The sequence below is a fragment of the Kitasatospora sp. NBC_00374 genome, assembly GCF_041434935.1.
In the GTDB taxonomy this organism is placed as follows: domain Bacteria; phylum Actinomycetota; class Actinomycetes; order Streptomycetales; family Streptomycetaceae; genus Kitasatospora.
Genome location: NZ_CP107964.1, coordinates 354,014 through 365,935, shown reverse-complemented (window position 1 = coordinate 365,935; position 11,922 = coordinate 354,014). Strand labels below are relative to the sequence as shown.

Annotated in this window: 11 protein-coding genes; 8 read left to right on the top strand and 3 right to left on the bottom strand. The window is 73.0% G+C overall.

The genetic code is table 11. From position 1 onward, the window contains the following. Positions 1-362: 362 nt before the first annotated feature. Entirely contained in the window at positions 363-1,400 is a 1,038-nt protein-coding gene (locus OG871_RS01715) for an NlpC/P60 family protein (protein ID WP_371493739.1), read from the bottom strand. 1,152 nt (positions 1,401-2,552) lie between these two features. Between OG871_RS01715 and OG871_RS01710 the strand changes: the two genes are divergently transcribed. From OG871_RS01710 to OG871_RS01675, 8 genes are read left to right on the top strand one after another with little or no spacing between them, the layout of a single operon-like run. Then, complete coding sequence (locus OG871_RS01710) at positions 2,553-3,473, top strand: SagB/ThcOx family dehydrogenase (RefSeq protein ID WP_371493738.1); 921 nt, start codon at positions 2,553-2,555, stop codon at positions 3,471-3,473. A 3-nt stretch (positions 3,474-3,476) separates the two neighbouring features. Next, positions 3,477-4,565, top strand: coding sequence for a hypothetical protein (locus tag OG871_RS01705; protein ID WP_371493737.1), 1,089 nt, complete (start codon positions 3,477-3,479; stop codon positions 4,563-4,565). Beyond that, positions 4,562-5,926: a YcaO-like family protein gene (locus tag OG871_RS01700; protein WP_371493736.1), complete on the top strand. Its 1,365-nt coding sequence runs from the start codon at positions 4,562-4,564 to the stop codon at positions 5,924-5,926. Before OG871_RS01705 ends, OG871_RS01700 begins: the two co-directional genes overlap by 4 nt. Beyond that, the gene (locus OG871_RS01695) at positions 5,901-6,623 is read left to right on the top strand and encodes a type II CAAX prenyl endopeptidase Rce1 family protein (RefSeq protein WP_371493734.1); all 723 of its coding nucleotides are present in this window, start codon (positions 5,901-5,903) and stop codon (positions 6,621-6,623) included. Before OG871_RS01700 ends, OG871_RS01695 begins: the two co-directional genes overlap by 26 nt. Beyond that, a complete protein-coding gene (locus tag OG871_RS01690; RefSeq protein ID WP_371493733.1) occupies positions 6,620-7,381 on the top strand; it encodes a type II CAAX prenyl endopeptidase Rce1 family protein in 762 nt (253 codons plus the stop codon). The genes OG871_RS01695 and OG871_RS01690 overlap by 4 nt, the downstream gene beginning before the upstream one ends. After that, positions 7,378-8,373 carry an ATP-binding cassette domain-containing protein gene (locus OG871_RS01685; protein WP_371493732.1) on the top strand — a complete coding sequence of 332 codons (996 nt, stop codon included), beginning with the start codon at positions 7,378-7,380 and terminating at the stop codon, positions 8,371-8,373. Before OG871_RS01690 ends, OG871_RS01685 begins: the two co-directional genes overlap by 4 nt. Before the next feature lies 1 nt (position 8,374). After that, on the top strand, positions 8,375-9,124 hold the full coding sequence (locus OG871_RS01680; protein WP_371493731.1) for an ABC transporter permease: 750 nt from the start codon (positions 8,375-8,377) through the stop codon (positions 9,122-9,124). Beyond that, a complete protein-coding gene (locus OG871_RS01675; protein ID WP_371493730.1) occupies positions 9,115-9,951 on the top strand; it encodes a class I SAM-dependent methyltransferase in 837 nt (278 codons plus the stop codon). Before OG871_RS01680 ends, OG871_RS01675 begins: the two co-directional genes overlap by 10 nt. A 234-nt stretch (positions 9,952-10,185) precedes the next feature. Here OG871_RS01675 and OG871_RS01670 read toward each other — a convergent pair whose 3' ends face one another. Together OG871_RS01670 and OG871_RS01665 are read right to left on the bottom strand one after the other, a co-directional pair. Beyond that, the gene (locus OG871_RS01670) at positions 10,186-11,121 is read right to left on the bottom strand and encodes an NADP-dependent oxidoreductase (RefSeq protein ID WP_371493729.1); all 936 of its coding nucleotides are present in this window, start codon (positions 11,119-11,121) and stop codon (positions 10,186-10,188) included. A 70-nt stretch (positions 11,122-11,191) separates the two neighbouring features. Beyond that, entirely contained in the window at positions 11,192-11,836 is a 645-nt protein-coding gene (locus OG871_RS01665) for a DsbA family oxidoreductase (RefSeq protein WP_371493728.1), read from the bottom strand. Positions 11,837-11,922: the final 86 nt, after the last annotated feature.

Below are 11,922 nucleotides of genomic sequence, written 5' to 3'. Positions count from 1 at the left end.
CGGGCGGTTCGATCCGTCAGACCGCGCTCGAGATCTCGTGAATTGGTGCGTGAGAGGGGGCGTGGTCGTGTGGCGGGCGGGCCCCGGGTCAGCCGGCGGGCCGTGATGTCCATCATTGCCCAGCGGATCACGGTCTCATCGCCGCGACCGGGCCCGACCCGACGGGAGCGGGAGTGAGGACCTCAGCCTCGTCGCTGATCGAACCGCTGCCGTACACCGTCAGGAAGCCCCGACGGTCCTCGGGGAAACCGGTTCCCCAGGTCGCCTGGGCGGCGGTCCGAGCGACACGCTCGTCGGCACCGTACTCCGGCGACGTCGGCCCTTGCACCGGGCAGCCCGGCCTCGCCGTCCCGGCGCTCGGCTCACACCCGGCGGATGGTGGAGATCGGCATGGCGTCGGCCTTCATCGTCTTCACCACGTCACCGGCGCGCGGCGCGTGGACCACCAGGCCGTTGCCGATGTACATGCCGACGTGACGCCGGTCGTTGTGGTAGATGACCAGGTCGCCGGGCTGGGCGTTGGCGATGTCCGTCCCGACGTTGGTGCCGACGGTGGCCTGCTCCTGCGAGGTGCGCGGCAGCGAGACGCCGGCCTTCGCGTACGCGAAGACCATGAGGCCGGAACAGTCGAAGGTGTCCGGGCCGCTGGCGGCCCACTTGTACGGGTCGCCCTGCTGGTCGAGGGCGGTCTTCACGGCGGTTGCGGCGCTGCCGCCGGCCGCGGGGAGGGTGGACGGGTCGATGCGGCCGGAGCTGCGCGAGGCGGTGTCGTCGGTGCCGCGCAGGATCGCGTTCCGGTCCGCGACGCTGAGCTGGCCGAGCAGTTTCTGCGATTCCTGGAGCTTGTGCTGCACGTCGGTCTTGGCGTCGTTCAGCGTCTGGGTGGAGCGGTCCAGCTCGGCGAGGACCGAGGCGGCCTCCTGTTTCTGCTGGTCCAGCCGGCGCTGCTGGTCCTTGAGCGACTTCAGGGTGTCGGCCTGGGTGTTGGCGGCCTGCTCGAAGCGGGACGCCTCGGCCAGGTACCTGTCCGGGTCGGTGGAGAGCATCAGCTGCATCGACGGATCGACGCCGCCCTGGCGGTACTCGTCGGCGGCGACCGCGGCCAGGCCGGTGGCCAGCTCGGTCAGCTGGGCCTGGCCGCGGGCGACCTGGTCCTGCAGCTGCTCGGCCTGCTTGTGCAGTTGGTCGGCCCGTTCCTTGGCGCCGTTGTACTTCTCGGCCGCCTGCTCCTGCTCCTCGAGGAGCTTGTCGACCTGGGCCTTCACCTCGTCCTTGCTCGGCTGGGCGGGCGCGGCGTGTGCGCTCACCTGGGCCGTCAGGGCGACCGCGGTGGCGGCGGCTCCGGTGAACACGTAGACCCGTGCACGGCTCGGCTGCTTGGGACGGCGGTGAGTGGCCACGGGTCTAGCTCCTTCGTCCAGCTGGACCCACCCGTCGAGGTGATGATCCGGAAAACAGGTTTGACGACAGACCGTAATGAAGTTCCCGCCCCAAGTCCACTCCGGACGTGGCGAACTCGCCCTCTGCACAGCCGGACTGGCTGGCCGTCAGTATGGACACGGCAACGCGCCATGTGCGGTGCTCACAGGAGATGGGCCGCCGAGCACGTGCCGGTGCGGGCCGTTGCGGTGAGCGGCCTGGCCGGAGGCGCGGGCGGTGGGGTGCCGGGACGGATGCGGCACACGAGCCCGCCGCCCGGAGCTTCACCGGTCCTTGCTCCCCCCTCCTGGCACTCGAGCCACGCCGCGTTGGCAGGGACCGCGTCCGGGAGGAACCGGTCGAGCCCGGTCCGCTGTTCGCCGTGGGACGACCAGAGCGACGGCCCGGGCGTCCTCGACGTGGTCGTCGGCGATCCGGCGGTGCACCGTCGGTGGGCAGCCGTCGAACCAGCGGACGATGTGCTGCCGGCGTGCCTCGGCCAGTGCCACGACCGCCTCTGCTCGGCCGCGGCGCCCTCGTCGACGTGGGCGAGCCGCCACCACCACTCGGCGGACTCGGCCGTCAGCTGCCGCCAGTTCGACCCCCGACGACCCACCCGGCGGCGCGAATCCGTACGGAACCCCGGAACCCGCCTCCGGAAGTCGCTGCGGGCGCGGCGTCTGATGCAAGGTCAAATAGTGATTACCGAACGGTAATTGGGTCCACGCGAGCCGTTCCGTAACCGCTGTGACCGCTGCTACGCTCCGAGGCGGCTGACGAGCCGGATCCATCTCCTTCGTGCCCTCGATTGGAGGTGAAGGAATAATGTTGAGCTTCTCCAGCCAGGTCGGCAGCACCGCGACCGGTGGTGCGTTCGTCCAGGTGGCTCCGGGAGCGAGCACCACCTGCGGCGGCGGGAACTGCTGCTGCAGCTCGTGCTGCAGCTGGTAGTCGACCAGGTCGGGCGGGGTCCTCCGATCCCGCCCGATGCGCGAGCCCTCATGACGCGACCCCCGTGACGCAAGCCCTCATCGCGCGAGCCGCCGTCGCGCGAGCCGTCTTCGTGCAAGGCGCCGTCGCGCCACTCCGTCGAGCGAAAGGCCGAGATGTCACTGAAGGACTCGCAGGAAGCCGTGTCCGACCACCTGAGCCGCAACAGCCACGTGGCGACGGTGGCGGCGTTCGGCCAGCAGCACACCTCCGTGTCGATGTACAGCGCGACGACGGTGGTGCGGGCGCCCGAGTCGGTGGTGCGCGGCCGGTGGAATCCGGCCGTGGACGGCTTCGTGGGTGAGGACCTGCTGCTCAACCACCGCCGCAGCGGGCGGGATCTCGGGATGCAGCTGGGGGTGTCCAGGTTCTACGGCCACGACGCCGTACTCTCCAGTGCCCACAGCGACCTCCAGGAGCGGCTGGACGGGGCGATCGCCCTGCCCGCCCACCGGCGGCTGCGCAGTGGCCTGACGGCGACGGTCGCCGCCCGGCGCAGCGGCCGCCAGTTCTCGGGCAAGCCGGCGTCGGTCGAGGAACTGGCCACCGTCCTGTGGCACGCGCAGGGGGTATCGGGGAGTCTGCCGGTGCCGACCGCCCAGGACGGCGATGCCGCGGTGGCGCTGCGCAACGCGCCCTCCGGAGGCGGGCTCTACCCCGTCCGGCTGGCGGTGCTCGCCCAGCACGTGAGGGGCATGGCGCCCGGCGCCTACGAGTACCAGCCGCACAGCCACACCCTGTTCCCGTACCAGACCGTGCGGCCGGTCGAGTTGAGCCGGCAGCTGTGGACGGCGGACGTGGAGCTCGACAAGGTCGCCTTCGCCCTGGTGTACGTCTACGACCTGTACGTCAACTCGCAGAAGTACGGGGACAGCGGGCTGGTGTTCGCGTTGATCGAGGTCGGCGGGATCTCGCAGAACGTGCACCTGGCCCGGACCTCGCTCGGCATGATCGGTTGCGACCAGGGCGGGTACGACAAGCAGACGCTGGAGAAGACCCTCGGCTGCGACGGCACGTCGCGCCATGTCGTCCACCTGACGCTCCTCGGACACGGAGAGGCCTGAGCCATGACACCTGTACCCTCCGATCCGGGAGTGGTCCTCGCGACGTCGGTCCGTCTTCTCGCCGTCGAGCCGGGCGTCGTCCGGCTGCGCTGGGGGATCTGGAACTTCTCCGAGGTGAACGTCGACCTGCGGGCCGAGTCGCCCGCGGTCCGGGCCGCGATGACCGCCCTGTTCGAGAGCCTGGCGGCGGGCAAGCCGGCCGACGGGACGTTCGCGGACGCCGCCGACCTGACCCCCGTCGAGCGGGCCAACCTGCAGCTGGCGGTCAACGAACTGCGGCAGGCCGGGTTCCTCGCCCACGACCGCCCGTCCGAGCGCGGCGGGGACATGGCCCGGGCCCTGCTCGGCAACCTGGACCTGTACGGAGCGGGCGAGTCCGTCGAGGCGACGGTCGCCTTCGCGGCCGACTCGCCCAGCGCCGCCGCCTACGTCAGCGAGCAGGCCCAGCGCCTCGGCCTGCCGCTGGAGCTGCTGCCGGCCGACTTCCTGGACGGGCTGCGCGGCGCCGACCTGACCTCCGGAATGGGCGGCCTGGCGGCGGCCGACGCGCTGAAGCGCCTGAGCGCCGCAGTGGCGCACTGCGACTCGCTGGTCGTCCACCTCGGGCAGGCCTCGATCCTGGCGCTGCGCAACCTCAACCGGCTCGCCTGCCACCTGGAGAAGCCGGTGGTGGTCGGTCTGGTCGACGGCCCCTTCGCCACCGTCGTCGGTGCGGACAGCCCGCGCACGGGCTGTCTGGAGTGCTTCGAACAGCGCTCGCTCGCCCGGCTGGAGGACCACATCGGCTACCACGCCTTCGTCGGGGCGGCGGCGTCCGGCGGCACCGGGCGGGCCAACGGAGTGGAGTCGCTGCTCTGCGCCCACCTGGTCAACGAGGCGGTGCTGCTGCGCTCGCTCGGCACCTCGCGCTTCCTGGGCCGGGCGCTGAGCATCTACCTGCCGACGTACGAGATGCAGGCGCAGGACGTGCTGCGGATCGGGACCTGCCCGGCCTGCGGCCACGTCGCCCGGGACATCGTGCGGGAGATCAACTTCTCCAGCCGGGTCGTCGTCGACCGGCACGTGCGCGACGCGCTCGGAGGGGGCCGATGAGCGGCATCCCGCTCCTGGGCCACCCCGGGATGGCCGACGCGCTCGCCCGGTACCGGCGGATCGGCGGGAACCAGGGCGGCATCCTGCCCGGCATGCTGGTGTCGGTCGCCGCGGTCGAGGGCGAACCGTACCTGCGCTCGGCGACGGCGGCGATGCCGCAGTACCACCGGCTCGCGCTCGACGACCCGCACATGCAGATGCAGTACCACCTGGCCGGCTACGGCTCGACCAACGAGGAGGCGGTGACCCGGCTCACCGGCGAGGCGGTGGAGCGCTACGCGGCGATCATGGCGATGCCGCTGTTCGCGGACCGGATCGAGTACGCCTCGTACCGCGCGCTGTCGTCGCGGCACCGCTGCCTGCCGCTGGAACTGCTGGGCATCTTCGACGCCGAGCAGCAGCGACAGCTGGCCCGGATGATGCACCGGTACTCGCCGGAGCCGCCGACCGAGGACGACGTGATCGCGTGGATCGCCTGCCCGTCGCTCACCAGGCCCGGGGAGGAGGTCTACCTGCCGGCGCAGTTGGTCTTCCTCGGTTTCCGCAGCGACCGGGACGCGGCCGACAGGATGTTCACCCCGTCCTTCTCGACCGGGACGGCGGCCCACGTCTCGCTCGACAAGGCGCTGTTGGGGGCGCTGGTGGAGGCGGTGCAGATCGACGCCTTCATCCTCAACTGGTACACCGAGGCCAAGGCGCCGCTGATCGATCTGGACGCGGACGGCCGTGAGCTCCTCGCGGCGGCCGCCCTCACGGCGGACGGCCCGTACGAGGTCCGGGCGACCCTGCTGTCCCGGCCCGAGCTGCCGCTGCCCAACGTCGGGGTCACCCTGGTGCGCCGGGACGGGAAGCTGCCGTACATCGCGTTCGGGCTCCAGGCCGACCCGGACCCGCGGCGGGCCCTGCTGCGGGGAGCGGCCGAGGCGACCGCGATCCTCGGCATCGGCATGTTCAGCACGGTCTTCGACCTGCCCAACGTGCACTTCGCGCAGACGAGTTCGGCGTACACCGACCTGGACACCAACGTGTTGTGGTTCGCCGCCCCCGGCGAGGCCGGGCGCAAGCTTGCCGCGGTGGAGAGCCGGGTCGAGGGGCGGGTCGGCTTCGCCGGGCTGCCCGGCTACGCGGACGACGACACGGCGGCGATCCGCCGGCTGCTGGCGGACATCGCCGGCGTCAGCGAGTTCGCCGGCTACCTGGACTTCACCCCGCCGGAGCTGGCCGACACCCCCTGGCGGGTGGTCCGGGCGGTCATCCCGGAGCTGCTGAGCATGTGTCTGCCCGGGTTCCCGCCGAAGGGCCACCCCCGGATGCGCAGCCATGGGGGCGTGACCCATGTGGTCCCACACCCGCTCCCTTGAGCTGCTGGTGCTGGCGTCCACCGTCGCGCCCGCCGAACTGATCCGGGTCGCAACGGCGTTCGGTCCGGCGGCGGGCGCGGCCGCGGGCGCGGACCGGGGACGGGCCGCACGGTGGGGGACGCTCGGCGCCCCCGCCGCGTACCTGGCGGTGACCGCGCTCGCCGTCGCCGTCGCGGCGGACGGGGGCTTCACCCCGGCCGCGCTCACCGGATGGCGGGCCGGTGCACCCTGGCTGGTGCCGGCGGTGCTGGTCGGCGTGGTGCTGGTCGGTGCGGAGTTCGCGGTCGGCGCGGTGCCAGGGCTGCTGGACGGCACGGGCCTGCCGCGGCTCGCGGTGCACCTCGGCGGCCCGGTGGGCGGCGGCTACGCGGCCTCGATCCTCTCCACCGCCGTCGCGGAGGAACTGCTGTACCGCGGCCTGTGGATCGGTGTCCTGCACGAGCGTCTGCGGCTGCCGGTCGGTGCCGCGGTCGCGGTGGCCGCCGTGGCGTACGCGGCGGGGCACCTGTTCTTCGGCGGGCTCGCCGTGGTGCAGAAGACGCTGTCCGGGACGGTCTTCGGGCTGCTCCTGGTGGGGTCGGGCAGCCTGGCGGTGCCGCTGGTGGCGCACCTGGCGCAGAACGCGACGGTCCTCGCGCTGGCGGTCCGCCAGGAGCGCGGCGAACGCGCGACCGGCGGCCGGGAGGCGGTCGGATGAGCGTGTCCGCCTTCGCCGCGCTCGCCACGGCCGTCGTCGCCGGGTGGCTCGCGCTGTACCGGTTGCCGTTCAACGACCCGGCGCGGCGTCGGCGGACGGCGCTGTGGCTGGCCGACCGGACCGGTCTGCGTCCGGAGGCGGCCTTCGCGGTGTTCGGCACGGCGGTCTACCTGGTGCTGGGCGCGCTGGCGCTGGCGGTGCTCCTGACGGCCACGCCACTCACCCTCCACCAGTTGTTCGGCGTCCCCGCGCCCGGCATGCTGCTCGCCCTGCTGCTGGCGGTGTTCGGCACCTCCAGCGCCAACATCCTGTGCGTGTCGCTGCTCTACCGGGCCGACCCGCGGGTGGACGTCCCGGGTGAGATCGCGCGCATCCGGTGGATCGCCTCGATCCTCGCCCTGCCACGGCACTACCGGTGGGTCGTCCCGGCGGCCGCGGCACTGTTCGAGGAGGTGCTCTTCCGTGGTGCGGTCCTGATGGGGCTCGCGGCGCTGGGCAGCGGCCCGCTCCTCGCCCTGGCCGTCAGCACCTGCCTGTTCGCGGCCGGGCAGGTCGCCCTGGTCTCCACCCGGGTGCAGGCGTACGTGCTGGGCACCTCCAGCCTCACCCTCGGCGTGGTCGGCGGACTTCTCACCGTGGCCACCGGCGGCGTGCTGCCCGCCCTGGTGCTGCACATGTCGTTCGCCGGCTTCTACACCAACCTCAGCGCCGCCTCCGCCCCCGGAGCGCGCACGACCCCCGGGAGGCTCAGCCTGTGACCACCAACCAGCCGTCCGCCGATCCGGCGTCGGTGGAGTCGGAGTCCGAGGCGGTGGTGCGCGTCGACCGGCTGACCGTCGCGTACGGCACCTTCACCGCCGTCCGCGACGTCTCGTTCCGGATTTCTCCCGGGGAGGTGTTCGGGCTGGTCGGACCGAACGGCGCGGGCAAGACCTCGATCGTCGAGGCGGTCGGCGGCCTGCGGCCGGTCCGCGGCGGCATGGTCGCCGTCTGCGGCCACGACCCCCGCCGAGACCGCGCCACCGTCACCCGCCTGGTCGGCATGCAGCTCCAGGAGTCGCAGTTCCCCAGCCGGGCCCGGGTCGGCGAGCTGTGCGACCTGTACGAGGCGATCTACCGGGCGCCCGGCTCCTCGGCCGCGCTGCTGGAAGCCTTCGGCCTCGCGGACCGCCGCCGTAGCCAGATCGCCGACCTGTCCGGCGGCATGCGCCAGCGCCTCGCCCTGGCCCTCGCCCAGATCGGCGACGTCCGCCTGGTCGTCCTCGACGAGCTCACCACCGGCCTCGACCCGCACCAGCGCCGGGAGACCTGGCGCTCGGTGCTCGACCTGGCCGCCCGCGGCGTCGCGGTGCTGCTCACCTCGCACGCGATGGACGAGGTCGAGGCGCTCTGCGGCCGGGTGGGGGTGCTGCGGGGCGGGGAACTGGTCGCGCTCGACGCACCGGCGCGGCTGACCGCGGCGCACGCGGGGCCGTCCACCTTCACCGTCGACCTCGAAACGGCCCTGGACGGCGACCCCGAGCGGACCGCGGGCATCGAGGAGCGGCTCGGCGGTCTCGGCCTGACCCGGTTGCCCGGCGCGTCGGGCCGGCCGGAGTTCGCCGGGAGCTTCCCCGCCGACTACGACCGCATCGTGCGCCTGCTGGCGGACGCCGGCCTCCCCCCGTCGGCGGTCGGTCGCCGCACCCCGACCTTCGAGGACGCCTATCTGCGGCTGGTCGGCGACACCAACGAGACCCCGGAGGTCTGAGATGGCGACGCTGTGGCCGGTCGTCCGGTTCGAGTGGCGGCGGATGATGCGGAACTTCGCCCCGGTCTTCTTCGCCCTCGCCTTCCCGGTACTGATGCTCTGCATGTTCGGCGGGATCTACGGCAACGAGCCGTCCGAGAAGTTCGACGGCCGCGGGACGGTGGACATGTCGGTGCCCGCCTACCTGGTCCTGGTGGTCGCCGTCACCGGGCTGATGAGCTTTCCGCTGGGCCTCGCCGAGTACCGCGACCGCAAGGTCCTCAAGCGCTTCCGCGCGACGCCGGTCGACGCGTCCGCCTTCCTGGTCGCGCAGGGGCTGGTCAACATCGTGCTGAGCCTGATCGGCGCCCTGCTGCTGGTCGCCGCCGGATACCTGTTCTTCGACCTCCACCTGCCGGGCTCCGGTGCGGCGGCGGCCGCCACGGTCGGGGCCCTGCTCCTCGCCGCCCTCGCGATGTACGCGCTGGGGGGCGTGGTGGCCGCGGTCGCACGGTCCGAGCGGGCGGCGGTCGCCATCGCCAACCTGGTCTACTTCCCGATGATCTTCCTCTCCGGGGCGACCGTCCCGCTGCAGATCTTCCCGCCCGCCATGAAGACCGTCAGCGACGTGCTGCCCGCCACCTACGCGGTCGAACTGCTCCAGCGCGCCTGGCTGGACGGCGCCGCCGACACCGCCCTCGACCTCGGCGTCCTCGCCGCCGTGGTCGTCGTGGGCACGGCCGCCGCCGTCCGACTGTTCCGGTGGGAGTAGCGGTGCCGGCCGCCCACCCGCCGCTCGCCGAGCAGGTCCCCGCCACCGCCTTCCTCACCGCACTCGCCCGGGCCGGCGCGACCGCCGAGCCGGGCAGCGGACTGCACGACCCGTACGCCGACCGCTTCGCCCGCCTCTGCCCGGACTCCGTCCGCCGCATCACCCGGCACACCGCCGGGACGCCCGTCGTGGCCGCCCGCACCCTCGCGGTCGACCGCCTGCTCGCCGACCTGCTCGCGGCCGGGCCTTGGGACGTCTGCGTCAACCTCGGCGCCGGGTTCGACGCCCGCACCCACCGCCTCGACTGGCCCGGCCCCTGCCGGGTGGTCGAGGTCGACTGCGCCGCCGTTCTCGACCTGAAGGACCGCCTGCTGCCTGCCGTGGCCGCGCCCGTCCCGGTGGAACGGCTGCGCTGCGACCTTCGCGACCTCACCGCCCTCCGCGGGCTCCTGCGGCCTCGCACGGAGGGCCGCCGGACCCTCCTTCTGGCCGAGGGCCTGCTCACCTACCTGACCGTGAGCGAGGTCCGCGCTCTCGCCGCCGAAGCGGCCGGAGCGGCCGGCGCCGGTGGGGTGTGGATCTGCGACGTCCTGTCCACCGGCTCCGCCCGGACCCTCACCGCCGCTGCCCTCGCCGCCGGGACGAGCCTGCCGATGCACGGCCTCACCGACCTCGGCCCCTTCGAGGCCGCCGGCTGGCGCTGCGAGCGTCTCGAACTCCTGCCCACGGCCCGGCCGTCCACCCGGCCCGGCACCACCGGGCGACAGCTGCCCGACAGCGTGCTGCAGCTGGGTCGGAGGCGACCGGCCGGGCCTCCGGCGGGGTGAGCGCGGCGCGGGTGGCGGCCGCGGAACCGGTGTCGCGCCTTCCCCGCAACGCGACACGGAGCGAGACCGCGCAGGTGCTGGAGGGCCCGACCGGTGAGAGCTGAGGGCGCGTGGGGCCACCCCCGCCGGGGATGAGCACGCGGCGAGCCGACGGATCCACCGCCGAGACACGCCCGTCGCGCCGACGGTTCGGAACGCAGTCGGGCCGCAGACGCCCGCGGCCGTCGCGGAGGATCAGGACGGGATGCTGAGGACCGTCCGCCCCCGGGCGCGGCCGCGCTCCACCTGGGTCAGGGCGTCGGCGGCACGGTCCAGCGGGAGGACCGTCTGGACGACGGGCCGCAGCTCGCCGGATGCCACCAGCTCGGCGATCCGGGTGAGTTGGGCGCCGTCCGGGCGCATGAGGAAGGCGTTCGCCTGCACGCCCCATGTGGCCTTCTTGGCCTCGGCGTCGGGGATGAAGACGATCGACACCAGGGTGCCGCCCGGCTTGAGCAGCGGGAAGGACCGGTCCTGGGTCTCCCCGCCCACGGTGTCGAGGACCACGTCGACGGGCGCGACGACCTCGTCGAACTTCTCGTTGCGGTAGTCGACCACCTGGTCGGCGCCCAGCGCCCGGGCCGACTCGGTGCTGTCGGTGCTGACGGTGGTGACGACCTCGGCGCCGAGGTGCTTGGCGATCTGGATGGCTGCGGCGCCCACGCCGCCCGCGCCGCCATGGATGAGTACCCGCTGCCCGGCCACCAGCCGGCTCTGTTCGGTCAGGGCCTGCCAGGCCGTGAGCGCGACGAGCGGCAGCGAGGCGGCTTCCGCGAAGGAGAGCGTGGCGGGCTTTGCCGCGACCAGGGATTCGTCCACCGCCACGAGCTCGGCGAATGCTGCGCCCACCTGCGGGTCGACCCGGGCGAAGACCTCGTCGCCCACCGCGAAGCCGGTGACCGCGTCGCCGGTCGCGGCCACCACGCCGGCGACCTCGTTGCCGAGGACGCGGGTGTGTGCGAGCCCCTCGGGCTGCATAAAGCCCTTGACGATCAGGTGGTCGATCGGGTTGACCCCGGCGGCCCGGGCCTCGATCAGTACGTCGTGGGGGCCGACCGTGGGTGCGGGGACGTCGCTGAGCGTCACGACGTCGGCGATGGGGCCGTAGGTGCGGATGGTTACTGCCTTCATGGTGCGTTCCTTGCGTGTGTCGGTTGGCGGGTGGGCGGGGCGGGTGTGCGGGGTGGGTGTGCGGGAACCGCTATGCGTCGGCGGGCGCCGGCGCGGTGCCTGCGGCGATCTTCGTCATGACTTCGAGGAGCAGCTCCGGGCTCTGGGCCCCCTGGACGGCGACCTCGCCGTCGAAGACGAAGGTGGGAACCGAGGTGATGCCCAGCCGTGCGGCCTCGGCGAGCTCGGCGCGGACCTCGTCGACGCCGTCCGGCGAGGTGAGGAAGGCGGCGACCTCGGCCCGGTCCAGGCCGGCCGCCACGCCGATGTCCGTGAGGGCTGTGCGGTCGCCGAGGTGGCCGCCGTCGGTGAAGTAGTGCGCCAGCAGGCCTTCCTTCACGGCGCTCTGCCGGCCGTGTCGTGCGGCGAACCAGATCAGCCGGTGCGCCTCGAAGGTGTTGGTGGCCACCGCGGCGTCCATCCGGAAGGTGATGCCCTCGGCTGCCGCTGCCTCGGTCAGCGGGCCGAAGATGCTCTGCGCCGGGCGGCCGAACTTCCGCTCGTAGACCTGCGCGGACGGCTCGCCGACCTCGGAGGCGGCGGGGTTGAGCTGGAACGGGCGGAAGGTCACCTCGACGTCCGCCGCTCCGGGGAACGCCGCCAGGGCCTTCTCGAAGCGGCGCTTGCCTATGTAGCACCACGGGCACACGACATCCGAGTAGATCTCGACCTTCACGACTGCTCCTGACGGGTCCGGACGGTGGGAGTATTTGACCTTACGTTCCAGAACTTAGCAATTGTGGAACGTAAGGTCAAATACTT